The organism is Desulfovermiculus halophilus DSM 18834, assembly GCF_000620765.1.
Taxonomy (GTDB): domain Bacteria; phylum Desulfobacterota; class Desulfovibrionia; order Desulfovibrionales; family Desulfothermaceae; genus Desulfovermiculus; species Desulfovermiculus halophilus.
The window spans coordinates 216,974-233,433 of record NZ_JIAK01000006.1; the positions used below are offsets into that span (position 1 = coordinate 216,974).

General features: G+C 56.2%; 13 protein-coding genes and 1 pseudogene. 10 read left to right on the plus strand and 4 right to left on the minus strand.

Translation table 11 applies throughout. From position 1 onward, the window contains the following. Positions 1–12: 12 nt before the first annotated feature. Together N902_RS0103470 and ligA are read right to left on the minus strand one after the other, a co-directional pair. Complete coding sequence (locus tag N902_RS0103470) at positions 13–213, minus strand: hypothetical protein (RefSeq protein ID WP_027369802.1); 201 nt, start codon at positions 211–213, stop codon at positions 13–15. A 182-nt stretch (positions 214–395) separates the two neighbouring features. After that, positions 396–2,477 (minus strand): NAD-dependent DNA ligase LigA, encoded by a 2,082-nt coding sequence (gene ligA, locus N902_RS0103475; protein ID WP_051564217.1) that lies wholly within the window; start codon positions 2,475–2,477, stop codon positions 396–398. 586 nt (positions 2,478–3,063) lie between these two features. Here ligA and N902_RS16205 point away from each other — a divergent pair. From N902_RS16205 to N902_RS0103515, 7 genes are all read left to right on the plus strand, one after another. Continuing rightward, entirely contained in the window at positions 3,064–3,969 is a 906-nt protein-coding gene (locus N902_RS16205) for a hydroxymethylglutaryl-CoA lyase (protein ID WP_034621424.1), read from the plus strand. Positions 3,970–4,069: 100 nt separating this feature from the next. Further along, on the plus strand, positions 4,070–5,218 hold the full coding sequence (locus N902_RS0103490) for an acyl-CoA dehydrogenase family protein (protein ID WP_027369804.1): 1,149 nt from the start codon (positions 4,070–4,072) through the stop codon (positions 5,216–5,218). Between the two features lie 52 nt (positions 5,219–5,270). Beyond that, positions 5,271–6,923, plus strand: a complete 1,653-nt coding sequence (locus N902_RS0103495) for an AMP-binding protein (RefSeq protein WP_034621426.1) — start codon at positions 5,271–5,273, stop codon at positions 6,921–6,923. 389 nt (positions 6,924–7,312) lie between these two features. Beyond that, positions 7,313–8,095: an enoyl-CoA hydratase gene (locus N902_RS0103500; protein ID WP_027369806.1), complete on the plus strand. Its 783-nt coding sequence runs from the start codon at positions 7,313–7,315 to the stop codon at positions 8,093–8,095. A 2-nt stretch (positions 8,096–8,097) separates the two neighbouring features. Then, positions 8,098–9,708, plus strand: coding sequence for an acyl-CoA carboxylase subunit beta (locus tag N902_RS0103505; RefSeq protein WP_027369807.1), 1,611 nt, complete (start codon positions 8,098–8,100; stop codon positions 9,706–9,708). A gap of 37 nt (positions 9,709–9,745) precedes the next feature. After that, positions 9,746–10,912, plus strand: coding sequence for a beta/alpha barrel domain-containing protein (locus tag N902_RS16210; RefSeq protein ID WP_034621428.1), 1,167 nt, complete (start codon positions 9,746–9,748; stop codon positions 10,910–10,912). A 189-nt stretch (positions 10,913–11,101) separates the two neighbouring features. After that, on the plus strand, positions 11,102–11,743 hold the full coding sequence (locus N902_RS0103515) for a helix-turn-helix domain-containing protein (RefSeq protein ID WP_027369808.1): 642 nt from the start codon (positions 11,102–11,104) through the stop codon (positions 11,741–11,743). A gap of 450 nt (positions 11,744–12,193) precedes the next feature. Here N902_RS0103515 and N902_RS0103520 read toward each other — a convergent pair whose 3' ends face one another. Both N902_RS0103520 and N902_RS0103525 read right to left on the minus strand, forming a co-directional pair. Next, entirely contained in the window at positions 12,194–12,775 is a 582-nt protein-coding gene (locus N902_RS0103520) for a hypothetical protein (protein ID WP_034621430.1), read from the minus strand. Between the two features lie 342 nt (positions 12,776–13,117). Next, positions 13,118–13,348, minus strand: a complete 231-nt coding sequence (locus tag N902_RS0103525) for a DUF433 domain-containing protein (RefSeq protein ID WP_051564219.1) — start codon at positions 13,346–13,348, stop codon at positions 13,118–13,120. 315 nt (positions 13,349–13,663) lie between these two features. Here N902_RS0103525 and N902_RS16215 point away from each other — a divergent pair, with 315 nt between their 5' ends. The 3 genes and pseudogenes from N902_RS16215 to N902_RS20325 form a co-directional block, all read left to right on the plus strand. Continuing rightward, positions 13,664–15,154 carry an AlbA family DNA-binding domain-containing protein gene (locus N902_RS16215; protein WP_034621433.1) on the plus strand — a complete coding sequence of 497 codons (1,491 nt, stop codon included), beginning with the start codon at positions 13,664–13,666 and terminating at the stop codon, positions 15,152–15,154. A 70-nt stretch (positions 15,155–15,224) separates the two neighbouring features. Next, positions 15,225–15,539 (plus strand): type I restriction-modification system subunit M N-terminal domain-containing protein, encoded by a 315-nt coding sequence (locus N902_RS0103535; RefSeq protein ID WP_027369811.1) that lies wholly within the window; start codon positions 15,225–15,227, stop codon positions 15,537–15,539. 338 nt (positions 15,540–15,877) lie between these two features. After that, a pseudogene (locus tag N902_RS20325) lies at positions 15,878–16,150 on the plus strand (Rha family transcriptional regulator); the annotation flags it as partial. Between the last annotated feature and the right edge of the window lie 310 nt (positions 16,151–16,460).

Genomic DNA, 16,460 nt, shown 5'->3' on the forward strand with positions numbered 1-16,460 from the left:
TCCGCCCGTTGCTTACTCCTTTGCGTACTCCAGCTCGAAATCGATCATTTCCTTGGCCTTGCCCAGGGCGGAATCTTTGTCTTCCCCGCCCAAGGGCACGTTCTTAATCTCCCGTCCCTGGGGATCAGAGATGGTGAAGGCGTAGTTCGAACACTTGTCCTGGTGTTCTTTGAGCTCAATGGTGTAGCCTTTGTAGGTAGTCTGTTCGCTCATGTCTGCCTCCCGAGACCTGACTCTATTTTTTGGTTCGTGGACGTAGCCTGTGGATTTTTGGAGTTTGCCATCTCTTCTGTGTGCTAACTTTCGGCCCGGTATTTTCTAAGTCCCGCCAAAGAGGGATCCTTGCCCCCTGTCTCCCGTATTCTGCCCACCGTCCACTGCCTACTGCCCACCGTCTACTGTCTACTGTCTCCCGCCTCCTGGCCAATAATCCGGGCAAAATCCTCTTCGCTCAAAACGGCAATCCCCTTGCTCCTGGCTTTGTCCAGCTTGGATCCGGCCCCGGGTCCGGCGACGATGTAATCCGTGTTTCCGGTTACTGATCCGGTCACCCGGCCGCCCAGGCCCTCCACGATCTCCCTGGCCTGGTCCCGGGTCCAGTTCTGCAGGGTGCCGGTAAAGACGAAGGTCCGGCCCTGGAGGGACTTTGTCTGTACTGTAGCAGCATGCAAAGGATTGTCCAGGGAAATCCCGGCCTCCAGCAAGTCGTGGACAACCTTCCGGTTCCCGGGGTTGGAAAAAAAGGCCCGAACACTTCTGGCCACTTCAGGACCGATCTCGTGGACGGCCTGCAGGGTCTGCTCCGATGCCCGGCTCAGAGCGTCCAGGTCCGGAAACCGGGCGGCCAGGACCTGCGCCAGGTGCTCGCCCACATGGGGAATGCCCAGGGCGTAAACAAACCGTTCCAGGGCGGTGCTCTTGCTGTCCTCGATCTCTCGGAGGAGATTGTCCGCTGATTTGGACCCAAACCCCTCCAGCTGGACAAGGTCCTCCCTGCGCAGGCGGTAGAGGTCGGGGATGTGCCGGACCAGGCCGGTATTCAGGAGCTGATCGATGCGCCGGCCGGCCAGCCCCTCGATATCCATGGCCCGCCTGGAGGCGAAGTGGACCATGCGCTCCCGGATCTGGGCCGGGCAGTCGATGTTCGTGCAGTGGCTCTGCTTCCGGTCCCGGCTGGTAACCACAGGTCCGCCGCACACTGGACAGGTCTCGGGCATGACAAAGGGCTGCTCCTGGCCGCTTCTCTTGTCTGGGAAGGGCTTGATCACCTGAGGGATAACGTCCCCGGCCCGCTCCACCAAGACCCAGTCCTTGATCCGGACATCCTTGGACTCGATCTGATGCAGGTTGTGCAGTGAGGCCCGTTTGACCTCCACCCCCCCGATGGTCACGGGCTGAAGATGGGCCACCGGGGTCAGGGCCCCGGTCCGCCCAACCTGGACTGTAATGTCCGTGATCCTGGTCGTGCCTTGTCTGGCCGGGAACTTCAGGGCCAGGGCCCATCTGGGGTCCCGCTGCCGAAATCCAAGGGCCTGCTGGGCCTGGCGGTCATTGACCTTGATCACCACCCCATCGATCTCAAAGGGCAGATCGTCGCGGGTTTCGGACAGCCGGCGGAAGAACTCCAAGGCCGGCTCAATCCCGGAGCATTTTTCCTGCCACCTGGTGTTGGTCTTTAGGCCCCACTTGGGCAGGGCGGCCAGCATCTCCCACTGCTGCGTAAACTCCCGTCCCCTGCACTCGGCGACTTCGTAGACAAACAGATGCAAAGGTCGGCTGGCGGTTATCTTCGGGTCCAGCTGGCGGACAGAGCCGGCGGCGGCGTTTCTGGGATTGGCGAAGACGTTGTCCCCGGATTCTTCCCGCCGCTGATTCAAGGCATTGAACTCGTCCTTGCGCATGTAAATCTCGCCCCGGACCACCAGGCGCTCCGGAACCGGCTCTTTGTCCAGGGACAAAAGCTGCAGGGGGATCTCCCGGATGGTCTTCACATTGGCCAGGATATCCTCACCGGTGTATCCATCCCCCCGGGTGGAGGCAAAGACAAGGGCCCCGTTCTCGTAGATGAGCTCCACGGCCAAGCCGTCGTACTTGGGCTCGGCCACATAGGTCATCAGGCCGAGGCTCAGCTCCTGCCGGCAGGTGGCGTCGAAGTCCCGGGCCTCCTGCTGGGTGTATACCGCCCGCAGGCTGAGCATAGGCACCGGATGCCGGACCAGTCCCATGCTCTGTCTGGGGGCACCCCCGACCTGCTGGGTGGGGGAGGTTGGGGACTGGAGGGCTGGAAACTTCTCCTCCAGGACCTCCAGGATATTGAAAAGCCGGTCGTATTCAGGATCAGCGATGATCGGATCGTCCAGGACGTAATAGCGGTAGGCGTGATAGCGCAGGGCCTCCCGCAGATCGGCCACTGCTTCTTTGGCCTGGTCGCTATCTGTGATCCGGTCCGGTGTGATATCGAATGCCTGCTCGGACATGTCTGCTCCCTCAAGTATAGCTGCATCCACAGGGAAAAGAGGCATGCTCCTGCCGATGTATCTATGTCCAGGCAATGGGCTTTGGCTCTTGTCCCTCACCGGTGGTGCGGAAAAAGGAACTTCCGCTATGGGCGTATGCGCGGAGTATACGCAAGGTGGGCGGCGATGACAAAGAGTTCTTACAAGCCCACATGCGTGCCAAGGCGCAGGCACAACGAAGTGGGCCGACGGGTCAATTTTGGGTGATCATGCGCTTGCTTCCTTCCCGGCGCATGTCGCAAAATCACACATAGCGTATTGACAAAAAAGATCTGATTTTCTATTCTGGCTACAATTTCCTAAAATTATTTGCAAAGGATGGCTCAAAAGCCGTTCATCCAGTGCCTTTGTCTCGTTTTCCGGAAAATACGGCCCGGCCAGGGGCGGTATGCAGGAGAAATGCACCAGATGCATGCCCAAAAGGCTCCCCGGAGATTGCAGAAGCTTCGGAAAAAGGATTCAACAGCGGCCAGGATGCCGTTCAGGATGGAGTCCTCCATCCACCATATAAGGATGTACGCATGTTTTCTTCGGCAGGCAGGTGGAGATGACCGACGATCATGAATATGTGTCCCTGGTTGAGGTGGGTCCCAGGGACGGGCTGCAGTTTGAAGACAAGGTGCTGTGCACGCAGGATAAGCTTGATTTCATCGCCTGCGTACGCCGCTCAGGGCTGCGCCGCATCCAGGTCGTCTCCTTTGTTCATCCCCGACGGGTACCGCAGATGGCCGATGCGGAGCAGCTCGTCCACTCCCTGTCCCCTTCCCCGGAAGTCGAGTATTCGGCCCTGGTCTTAAATCGAACCGGCCTAGACCGGGCCTTGAGTACCCCGATCACGTGTGTGGAGATCTCCGTCTCCGCCAGCAGCACCCATTCACGCAGAAATACAGGCATGAACAGGCAGGAGGCCCTGGCTCAGGCCACGGATATGACAGTCCGGGCCCGGGCTGCTGGGCTGGCTGTTCGGGCCAGCCTGCAGTGCGCCTTCGGCTGTGTGTATGAAGGGAGTATCGATCCGCGGGTGGTGTCTGAGATGGCCCAGGCCCTGATGGATGCGGGAGCGCAGAGCCTGGCCTTGGCCGATACCACAGGCATGGGACATCCCGAATCTGTGCGGACAGTGATTGCAGAAGTAAACAAAGGCATTCCATCGGCTCAAATGGCCCTGCACCTGCACGATACCCTGGGCTTTGGACTGGTCAATCTTGTTGCCGGCCTGGACTGTGGAGTGCGCTGCTTCGACGTATCCTGCGGCGGTCTGGGCGGATGCCCCTTTGTTCCAGGAGCGGCCGGGAATATAGCCACTGAAGACACTGTCTATCTTCTGCATGCCCTGGGGTACACAACCGGTGTGGACTGGACCGGGGCGGCAGCCTGTACACAGAAGCTGGAGGAGGTGTTGGGACGCCGGTTGCCGGCCAAGCTGCGGCCGGGACAGAAAGGAGTTCTCTGAAATTGCTGAACGCGGCCGCAGATAAATGAAATTTTACGCAGCATAACCGCATTTCTAATTATTTTTTATGCAGCTCGAATAGCAAACCAAAGGAGGGGGTATGGACTTTGAGTTGAACAAAGAGCAGCAGATGATCCGCAAGGAAGTGCGCAAGTTTGCAAAGAGCGAGATATCACCCCTGGCCCAGGAGCTGGATGAAAACGAGGAATTTTCCCCGGAGCTGACCCGCAAGATGGGCGAAATTGGTCTTTTCGGCATGTTTGTCTCCGAAGAGTATGAGGGACAGGGCATGGACTACCTGTCCTACATCATAGCTGTAGAGGAGCTGGCCCGGGTGGACGGATCCCAGGCGGCCACAGTCGCGGCCGGCAATTCTCTGGGGGTAGGACCTCTGTACTATTTCGGCACGGAAGAACAGAAAAAGCGCTATCTGCCTCGGCTGTGCTCTGGAGAAGGCCTGTGGGGCTTCGGCCTGACCGAACCCACTGCCGGATCAGACGCAGGCGGGAGCAAGACCACAGCGGTCCAGGACGGGGATGAATGGGTGATCAACGGGTCCAAGATCTTTATTACCAACGCGGCCACGGACATGACCCTGGGGGTGACGGTGCAGGCTGTGACCGGGACCAGGCCGAGCGGCAAGCCGGAGTATACATGCTTCATCGTTGAGCGGGACACTCCAGGGTTCAAGGCTGTTCCCATGCATAAAAAGATGATGTGGCGGTCCTCGAACACCGCTGAGCTGTACTTCGACAACGTGCGTGTGCCCCGGGAAAACATGCTGGGCAGCAAAGGCGACGGCTTTCATCAGATGCTTCAGACCCTGGACGGCGGCCGGCTGTCCATCGGGGCCATGGGATTGGGGGGAGCCCAGGGTGCCTATGACGCGGCACTGAAGTATGCGCAGGAGCGGGAGCAGTTCGGACAGCCCATCGGCAAGTTTCAGGCTGTGGCCTTCAAGCTGGCCGATTGCGCCACAGAGATAGAGTGTGCCCGGAACCTGCTGTACAAGGCATGCTGGCTGCGCAACAGGGACAAGCCCTTTGCCAAGGAAGCGGCTATGGCCAAGCTGTACTGCTCCGAGCTCATGGGCCGGGTGGTCAATCATGCGGTCCAGACTCACGGCGGGTACGGATTGATGAAGGACTATGATGTGGAACGCTTCTACCGGGACCAAAAGCTTTTGGATATCGGGGAGGGGACATCCGAGATCCAGCGCCTGGTCATTTCCAGATACATTGGATGCTAAGAGCACTGCGAGCACATCGAACCTGAGCACAGCCATTGAGGAGGGGTTTTCTATGGCCGCACAGATTGAGATCGGAAAGACGAGAATTGGAGACGTGGTTGAAGCCAATGCCCGGGAGCTCCCGGAACATACAGCCCTGGCCTATTACGAGTTCGGATTTAAAAAGACCTTTCCCGAGTTTCGGGATGTCTGCAATCAGGTGGCCAAGGGGCTCATGGCCCTTGGGGTGGGCAAAGGCGATCACATCGCCTTTTGGTCCCACAATCTTCCGGAGTGGGTCTATACGCAGTTCGGAAGCCCCAAGATGGGGGCAGTCATGGTCACGGTGAACACCAACTTTCGATCCTTTGAGCTGGAATATCTGCTCAACCAGTCGGACTCCAACACCCTGATCCTGACCGGCGGGGTGCGGGAGCCGGATGAATACATCAAGGTGATCTACGATGTTTGCCCTGAGCTCAATGACTGCAAACCCGGCCAGCTGAACTCGGAAAAACTCCCCTATCTGAAAAACGTGGTCTATCTGGGAGAGGAAAGGTTTCCGGGCATGTTCACCTGGAACGACATGCTGGAGATGGGCAAAACGATCAGCGATCAGGAACTGCAGGCCAGGGAGGAGAGCCTGGATGCCGAGGATGTGATCATGATGCAGTACACCTCGGGAACGACGGGCTATCCCAAAGGGGTCATGCTCACGCACAGCAATCTTTTGGGCAACGCCCAAAGCATGGCCGAGACCATGGCCCTGACCCCGGAGGATACCCTGTGTATCCCGGTTCCTTTTTTCCACTGCTTCGGCTGCGTGATCGGAACCATGTGCTGCTTGGTATCCGGCGCTACCATGGCCCCGGTGACCCAGTTCAAGGCGGACAGGGTGCTGGAGGCTGTGGATGCCCTCAAGTGTACTGCCGTCCACGGTGTGCCGACCATGTTTATCGCCGAGCTGGAGGAGATGGACAACAAGCGCTACGACACCTCTCATTTGCGAACCGGGGTTATGGCCGGTTCCACCTGCCCTATTGAGGTCATGCGCGGCGTCATCGACAAGATGGGGGCCAAGGAGTTGACCATCGTCTATGGGCAGACTGAGAGCTCGCCGGGAATCACCCAGACCAGGCGGGACGACTCCATGGAAGTGCGGACGGAAACCGTGGGCCGGGCCCTGCCCAATGTGGAGGTCAAGATCGTGGACCCCATATCCAGACGGGAGCTCCCGGTGGGTGAGACAGGAGAGTTGGCCAGCCGCGGCTATCATATCATGAAGGGCTACTATAAGATGCCGGACAAGACCCGGGAGGCTGTGGACAAAGACGGATGGCTGCATACCGGGGATCTGGCGGTCATGGACGAGCAGGGCAACTGCCGGATTGTGGGCCGGCTCAAGGACATGATCATCAGGGGCGGAGAGAACATATATCCTCGGGAGATAGAGGAATTTTTGTATACCCATCCCAAGGTCAAGGACGCCCAGGTGGTGGGGGTGGAGAGTTCAAAGTATGGTGAGGAGGTCGTGGCGTTTGTCCAGCTCAAGGCCGGCATGTCGGCGACAGAGGAGGAGATGAAGGAGTTCTGCAAAGGACAGATTTCCTATCACAAGATTCCCCGGGCTTTCATTTTTGTGCAGGAGTATCCGGCCACTGCCAGCGGCAAGATCCAAAAGTACAAGCTGCGGGAAAAAGCTGCCGAGGTCTTGGACGATCTGTAGGCGGAATCAAGATCCAGGGAACAAAGCCATGACCGGCCTCGGCGGGACGTGCCGAAACAGCTGCTTACTAACCCACATGCCTGCCAAGGCGCAGGCACGCTTGGGCTAACCAAGCATACAAACGATTTCGATACCGATACCGATTGAGAGTGGTTACCCAATCAGATCCTGATAACAATTAACGAATAACTATAACAGTTTTTCATGCAAATAATGCGTATAGCGCCAATCAAGACTCAACTGCAAAAAGTCGAAGACTGGGGTTAAACGCACAAATTAAAATTTAAAACTATTTGATTTCATTTAAAACTTTCAACTTAAAACTTAACACTGCCTGCAAAAACATATTTTTTGCAGGCGCATCAATAAGGGGTGAAGACGAGGTGAATATGGCTGAAGACATGCTTGCAGTTCAGGAGCAGGAAGGGGTCATGACTGTGACCCTGAATCGGCCTAAGGCCATGAATGCCCTGAATTTCGATCTTTTGCGGGCCCTGGATGCCCGAATTCGGGATATCAGGTTCCGCACCGACGTTCGGGTAGTGATCATTGCCGGGGCCGGAGAGAAGGCCTTTTGCGCCGGGGCCGATCTCAAGGAGCGGGCAGGCATGACCCATGCTCAGGTCAAGGAGTACATTTACACCATCCGCAATCTGTTCACTGAGATCGAAAACTTGAACAAGCCGGTGATTGCAGCGGTAAACGGGGTGGCCCTGGGCGGAGGAACCGAGCTTGCTCTGGCCTGCGATATCCGGATCGCAGCCGATACGGCCAGCATGGGCCTGACCGAGACCAGGCTGGCCATTATTCCCGGGGCCGGGGGAACGCAGCGCCTGCCCCGTCTCATTGGCCGGGCCAAGGCCAAGGAGCTCATCTTTACCGGCCGCCGGGTCGATGCCCGGGAAGCCCTGGACCTGGGACTGGTCAATCAGGTCTGTCCCCCAAACGGCCTCATGTCCTGCTGTAACAAAATGGCCGAAGAGATCCTGGAGGCCGGTCCGATTGCCCTTGAGCAGGCCAAGTACGCCATAAACAAGGGCCTGGAGACGGACATCACTACCGGATTGTCTATTGAGTCCAATGCCTATTGGATTACCATCCCTACTCAGGATCGCCTGGAAGGTCTGGCTGCGTTTCGGGAGAAACGGAAACCGGTGTACAAAGGACAATAAGCATGGATAAAAAAATGGATTCGCGGACGGAAAATCGCAAGACCTGGGAAGAGGAAGAGAGAAAGCTCGACCAGCGGGTCCAGGAAGCGGTCATGCCCGGCGGGGACAAGGCCGTTTCGCGCCTGGCCAAGCACGGCAAGCGTCCTGTACGCGAACTGATCAGCTACCTCATCGATCCCGGGACCACGTTCTATGAACTCAGCCGGATAGCTGGATTCGGGATGAACTATCCCGGAGTCGAGGATGTCCCCTGCGCCGGGCTGGTTGCCGGGATCGGGAAGATCCACGGGAACTGGACCATGATTGTGGCCAACGACAGCCGGGTCAAGGCCGGGACCTACTTCCCCATCACCCTGAAGAAGCATATGCGGGCCCAGTTCATTGCCGATCAGTGCGGCTTGAACTGTGTGTACATTGCTGACTCAGGCGGGGCGTTTTTGCCCATGCAGGCGGATGTATTCCCAGACGATCAGCACTTCGGCTCCATGTTCTACAACATGGCCCGCATGTCGGCCAAGGGCCTGAAGCAGATAACCCTGAGCACCGGCGGGAACACCGCCGGAGGGGCGTATATCGTGTTCATGGCCTGTCAGGCGGTGATGATCGACAACATGGCCTACTCCTTTCTGGGCGGCCCTCCGCTGGTCAAGGCGGCTACCGGGGAGGAGATCACCGCCGAGGAGCTGGGCGGGGCGAGGATCCACACCCAGCGCTCCGGAGGGGCGGATTACCTGTGCGCCACCCAGGACGAGGCAGTGGCCAAGGTCCGGGAAATGCTGGCCTGGGAAAAGCCACAGACCGTGCACCATCACCGCTATCCGGAAAAGCCGCCCAGGGTCCCCAGCGAGAAGCTGTATGAGCTGATCCCCAAGCATGTTCAGCAGGGGATCCAGATCCGGCCCATTCTGGAAGCAATCGCCGACGACAGCGAGTTTGCGGAGTACAAGAAGGAGTACGCCAGGGGCCAGGGGGATAATATCGTCACCGGAAAGATGCGGATCAAGGGACTGCCGGTCGGAGTGGTGGCCTCCAACGGGGTGGGGATCATCTTTGTCGAGGCGGCCCGCAAGGCGGCGGAATGGATCGTGCGCTGCAGCCAGGACAAGACCCCGCTGCTGTTCATTCAGAACGCGCCCGGGTACATGGTGGGCTCAGATGCGGAGCATACCGGGATCGGAAAGTACGGGGCGGACATGGTCAGGGCCGTGTCCTGCGCCCAGGTTCCCCGGGTGCAGCTGGTCATCGGTCCGGATCACGGAGCGGCCAACTACGGCATGTGCGGCCGGGCCTACCGCCCGCATTTCCTTTTTGCTACCATGCGGGCCAGAACGTCGGTTATGAGCGGCCGGAGCGCGGCCAGCGTCCTGCTGTCCATTGAAAAACGAAAACGCAAAGACCAGGGCAAGGAAATGGGGCCGGAGGAGGCCGAGAAGTTTCAGCAGGACATGATCGAAAAATACGACGGGGAAGCCCACCCCTTCTATTGCGGGGCCCGAATACTCAATGACCGGGTCCTCAAGTTCTCCGAGATCCGGGATTGGCTGGGCATGGCCTTTGAGGTCAGCCTGCTCAAGGAGATCGGGGAGCCGAACTTTGGGAACTTTCGCTTTTAGGAACAGTCCGCGCAAAGACCAAAAAGGAGCACAGTGCATGACGGAATACAACTTGTGGAACATCTTCCCGCGTATGCCCAAGAAAGTGACCATTGGGGATATTACGATCCGGGACGGATTTCAGCATGAGGAAAAGTTCATCTCCACAGCTGCCAAAAAGTACTATCTGGATGAGCTCATATTCGCTGGATGCCGAAATATTGAGGTCACCAACCTGGGGAATCCCTTTATTATGCCCCAGTTCCAGGATGCGGAAGAGCTCTTGACCCATCTGCGCAGCGATCGGTTCAAGAAGCGCTGTGAACGCAAAGGGGTGAACTATGATGACATCTGCCTTACCTGCATCACTATCCGCGAGGGGGCGGTGGATCGGGCCATTGAACTGAAAGAGAAAGGGATTGGCCCGGACCGGCTGTTGATGATGGTTTCCACTGAAGAGGAGCACCACTTCGCCAATTCCGGGACCACGCTGCCGGAGTACTGGAGGGAGGCCGAACGTTGCATCAAGAAGTGCAACGATGCCGGAATGAAGATGTGCGGCACAGTGAGTACTATCTGGGGCAGTCCTATCGGCGGGGCGACCGAGCTCAAGGATGCGGTGGAGTTCACCAAGCGCTGGCTGGAGATCGGGGCCCACGATGTGGAGCATGCGGACCACGACGGAAGTGCTTCGGCTCCAGAGGTCTATCGCTATTTCTCCATGATCCTGGACCAGATTCCAAACATGGACCTGCATATCGCCCATTTCCACGAGACCAAGCGCATGGCCTCGGCCTCGATCCTGGCCTGCCTGCAGGCCGGGATAACTCACTTTGAGGCCACGTTGGGCGGCTTAGGCGGACAGCCGGCCAACTTTCTGGATGATTGTCCGGTCAAAGGGACCGGGGAGTACTACTACAAAGATCCCCGATACGTCGGTCTAATGTGTCTGGAGGACCTTTTGGTGCAGATTGACGAGATGGGCATTGAGCACGGCTACGATGTGGATCGGGTCCTCAAGCTCGGACAGCAAATGGAGAAGACAATCGGCCGGAGGCTGCGTTCGGAGGCTGTGATCAACGGCCCGACGGAAAAGGACGGCCATCCCCAGTTTGCCCGCCCGGGATTGCGGCAGCGCAAGGAGAAGCAAGGGGAGGCCCCGGGGCAGAAGGTGCCCGAAAGCTGGGGGGAAACGGCCGTGCTCCCAGATCATCTGCATCCGTAGCATCAATCCTCTGATGACCTGTGAACCCACATGCCTGCAAAAGCGCGGGCATGCTTGGGCTAACGAAGCATGCAAAACGATTTCGATACCGATACCGACTGGGAGTGGTTACCCAATCGGATCCTGATAACTATTAACCATTAACTCATGACAGTTTTCCATACGAAATATGCATATAAGGAGGTGGGTATGGAACCCACACGGGAAAATACACCCCATATCAATGTTGATTATTTTGAGGATTTGACCGGCGAGATCAGTCCGGAGAAGGGCGGTTCAGTGCAGGAGATTGGCCCCAGGATCAAGGCCCTGCGGGAAGAGAAGCAGCTCAGTCTGCAGGAGCTGGCCGAGGCAACAGGCTTTGATTCCTCCTACCTGCAGGAAATTGAAACGGGCAAGGTCCAACCGCAGCTGGGGACCATCATTAAGCTGTCCAAGGCCTTGGACGCGGCTTTCAGCCGCCTGATAAGCGGTCCCGGGGATAAGCCCTACGCAGTGACCCGGAAGAGCGACCGACAGCCGGTATCCAGAACCACCACATCCAAGGGGAACAAGCAGCTCTACTCCTATCTGAGCCTGGATGCCGATGTCCAGGGCCGGAACATGGAGGCCCTGATCGTCAAGCTGGAGGAAAATCCGGAGGAGGAGACCTCCCAGCATCAGGGGGAGGAGTTCATATTCGTTCTGGACGGACAGGTCGCGGTCAAGCTGGGGGAGGACAGGTTTGAGCTGGAGCCGGGGGACAGCGTCTACTATCTGTCCACAGTGCCTCATCTGGTGGCCGCGAAGCAGGGGCAGGCCACGATCCTGGCCGTTCTGCACGAGGGCTAGCCAACGGCCCCCGTTCTCCCGGCTTGTCGTGGGCATGCAAACCCACATGCCTGCCAAGGCGCAGTCACGCTTGGGCTAATGAAGCATACAAACGATTTCGATACCGATACCGATACCGACTGGGAGTGGCTATCCAAACGGATCCTGATAACTATTAACGAATAACAGTTTTTCGTACAAATGGGAGCGAACTGTAAACAACATTTCGCTCCCATTTGTAATTTTTCGTATCAGTCCCAGCACGAGGCTCATCGCCAACTGTGAGCTCAATGGCTGGTCATCGCCTCACTGGACAAGGCCCCCTGAACTTTGGCACGGGGTCTGACCGATTACCTGGTTCTTCGACGTAGCTTGTGGATTTTTGGAGTTTGCCACCTCTTATGTAGGCAATTCCACTTTCTGTGTCAAAGAGCCGATTACCTGCTCTCTGCCCCCCTGGTCCTCCCCTCTTTACCAGATGGGAGCCAAGAGATCTTCAAAGGTCAGATGCCGTTCCGGATTGTTCCAGATGTCGGTGAGCAGGGCTCCCGGCTTGCGGACGCCCCGCTGGGAGAGATGGGCGCAGGCCTCCAGGAGGTAGGTGCTGATCTCTGATCTGGGCAGGCGGTACTTGATCCCGTCGACCACGATGTCCACCTCCCCGCCTTGAGGAAGACAGAACAGACCGTGGTGGTGCAGTCTGGCGTCAATGAAGACGTTCCATATCTGGAGAAAACACTCTTCCTGGGAGCGGCTCAGGGCGAGTCGCCGGTCCTGATTGTACCGGAAGTCGGGGTTCAAGCGGTCCGCGATATGCCCGAACTCGTGGTACAGGATGTATTCGTCCCGCTTTGTGGGCCGGATGATGGGGTGGATGGTCAAGGTGACGTTTCCGGACCGGTGATCCATCTCGATCCGGATCCCGCGCTGGTCCTTCTCCTGGACATACAAAAGCGGGATCTCAGAGGCAATGTCCGGGTTCAGCGGGTGCCGCTTGGCCACCCAGTGCAGCAGATCGGGGTCGACCAGATTCTGATAGTCCACGATTTTCATGAGGCCATGATAGAAAGACCGGCCGGGTTTTGCAAACCGACCTGCCACACCCCCTGACCCCACGTTACCCATATCGCGTCAAGCGGAAAATGGGTAATTCAGAGCTGCAATTCGGCCTGCTGCAGTTCGCAAGGTGAGGGGCTGACTGGTCGGGCGGGAAAAGTAAGCTCAGAAAGTCTGAAAAGGCTTGCACGAGCCAGAAGTAAAGGCAGGCAAAGTGATGATCATTCATCGGCACGTGATTGTCCAACCTCTGAGGCCCTTACCACGTCATAGCCTTCCTGGGCGAGAACATCGGCTACATGTTTCTGAATCATCTGATCAAGAAGCAGCCGGATTGCTTTAGACATGGGCTTCCCGTATCTCTGTGTGATCAAGACTTTCCCGGGCAAAATCCAAGGCGGCCTTAATGTCCTCCCGCTCCAGTTCGGGATAATCCTCAAGGAGATCATCCCAGGATATGCCTTCCGCGATTTGCTCCAAAACAATGGAAACCGGTATGCGGGTTCCTTTGATCACCGGTTTTCCGTTACAGACCTTGGGGTTCCATTCAATTCTGAATTGTCTGGTCACGATCGTACTCTCCTTTGGCGGTTTGTGGCTGCTGAACCATAATCAACCAAGGAAATAGCTTATAGACAAGAATAGCCAGGGACAAGTCTTTTGACAATATTGATTATATGCACATTCTCTGTCATCTCATTGACCGGTAGCCCAGCTTCAGATATGGCAAACGGAGGGTAAGTAATACTGTGTATCCCTCTCTCTCGTTCGACAGTCATTAAGTTCCTGAGTAGCTTGAGTATTACGTCGGTGCTTACAGCATCTAGCCTATCTTGCCGATATCATTTCTATATCCTCAAACTCTCTTAGCCCAGAAACCAAGACATGATCGACCAATCTCGCATACAAAATCTCATCCAATCCGGCGAAGGCTTGAACCTGGAGTTCAAGAAATCCCGGGACAAGCTGAACCAGGATGTGTACCAGACCATCTGTGCCTTTCTGAACCGGTACGGCGGGACCCTGCTTCTTGGTGTTCACGACTCGGGCCGGATCACCGGCATAGATCCCAGGGCTGTGGCCCAAATCAAAAAAGACTTTGTGACCACTATCAACAATCCCCAGAAGATACATCCCCCTGCCTACCTGTCTGTGGAGGAAGTCCAGGTCCAGGAGCAGACTGTTCTGCATGTCTATGTCCCAGAAAGTTCCCAGGTCCATCGCTGCAACGGACGCATATACGACCGGAACGAAGACGGCGACTTGGATATTACCGATCACACCCGGCTGGTGTCCGAGCTGTATGCCCGCAAGCAGGCCACCTATTCTGAAAACAAGGTCTATCCTTACGCCGGGCTGGATGATCTGCGGCCGGATCTGATCGACAAATGCCGGCGGCTGGCCGGGGTATGGCGCGACGGTCACCCTTGGCTGGATATGGATGACATGGAGCTGATCAAAAGCGCCCAACTGTATCAGACCGATCCTGAGACCGGGAAAAGCGGCCTCAACCTGGCCGGAATCCTCCTCTTGGGCAATGACCAGGTCATCCTTTCTGCTGTCCCCCATCACCGTACCGATCTAATCCTCAGAAAGGTCAACCTGGACCGTTATGACGACCGGGACTTGGTCCGGACCAATCTCATAGAGAGCTATGAACGGATTATGGCCTTTGTTCAGAAGCATCTTCCAGACCCTTTTCACCTGGAAGGTACGGACCGCATCAGCATCCGGGACGCCATTTTCCGGGAAGTGGCCTCCAATATCCTGATCCACAGAGAATACCGGAACGCCTTTCCGGCCAAGCTGATTATCGAGCGCGGTCAGGTACGGACTGAAAACAGCAACAAGCCCCACGGATTCGGAGTCCTCGATCCAAGCACCTTTACCCCTTACCCCAAAAATCCGGTCATTGGGGCCTTTTTCCGGGAGATTCACCGGGCAGACGAATTGGGCTCCGGGATGCGGAACATGATGCGTTACGGCAAGGCCTATGGCGGAGAAGATCCTCAGATGATTGAGGGCGATGTGTTTCGGATAATCGTTAAGGTCCCGGAATATGGTTCTTTTGAAGAGCAGGACGGAAAGAAAGATTCCGGGGAAGTTACCGGGGAAGTCACCGGGGAAGTCACCGGGGAAGTCCAAAGATTGGTACAAAGTATCAGAGGCGAGATGTCCAGAGCTGAAATACAAAGGGAAATGAAGCTTAAGCACGAAGATTACTTTCGGGAAGCGTACCTCATGCCTGCTTTGAACTCAGGCTTAATCGAGATGACCATCCCTGACAAGCCACGAAGCAGCAAACAAAAATATCGTTTGACCTCAAAGGGTTATGACCTACTGAATAAAATGAAATACAATTCTCCGAAGTTATAAGCCATCGGTTTTGCGGGGGGTAGGCAGGAAGGTCCGGCACGATTGAACCAACAATGAAAGAGCAATCTGAATGAAACAAAAACTAACGCTTCCCCAACTCGAAAGCCTGTTGCTGCGGGCCTGTGACGATCTACGCGGCAGCATGGATGCCAGTGAATACAAGGAGTATGTATTCGGCATGCTTTTCCTTAAGCGTGCCAGCGACCTGTTCGACGAGCGTCGGGAACAGCTGCGCGAAAGGTTCGCGGCACAGGGTATGGCCGAGGAAGACATCGCCACGGAGTTGGAAGATCCGGATCATTACTCCGGCCGGTATTTTTACGTGCCTCCCCGGGCACGGTGGAACGAACCTTGGCACAGAGGGGGGTTACTGGAAGGTAGCTGACAAGATTGATGGCTGTCCTAATTGGTCAGAGCTGGACCAGGAGACAACCGACAAGCTCAGAAAACTGTCTGAGACTGTCGAGGATATCTTAAAAGATATGTCAGTTCTGTATGGATAAGAACGAGTTATGGTGAGGATAAAGCCAAGAGGTCTTCAATTTATTTGTGGCCTCTTGGTCATAAATGCCCGTCAATTTTAGGTTGAGGGGCAAGAAAGTACAGACATCCTCGGCTAAGCTCGCTTTGTTGCGTCACGAACAAAACAACTCGTAGCTTACCAAGGTGACAATGGACAGCCAATGGCCCGCAACGAAGTGAGGACTCTTCAACGACAGCAAGACCGTGGCTGAGAAGTTTGGGAAGAGGCATGACGCCGTGCTTCGGGATATCCGAAACCTTGATTGTTCTCACGAATTTGGTGTCCGCAATTTTGCGTCCACCTCGTACATCGACAACTGGAACCGACAGAAACCCATGTACCTCATGACCAGGGACAGGTTCTCGTTCCTTAGCGACAGCTAAGCTGGTCTGGTGATGGGATTCACTGGACCCCGTGCTGCTCACTGGAAGGAACAATACATTCATGCCTTCAATGCTATGGAGGAATTTTGAGAGCTGAATTTTGAGCTGTGGTCCAGCAAACAAAAAGCCCCTGAGAGATTTTTCTCCCAGGGGCCTATGCGACACAGCAGAGCTGGTCTGATTGTCTACCTTAAGACCCTTTCACTCAGATTATATATCCGACAGTTATTTTCCTGGGAATCCCTTCGCTTGAAGCAAAGTCCCGACAGTATTCCCGACAGCTGGAAACCGTTAAGTCCAAGAATTGGTGCCCGGGGCGGGAATCGAATAGTGGCAATAACATCTTGATAAAGAACATTAAAAATATTTCAAATATAAAAATACCCCCAGATCTACCCCC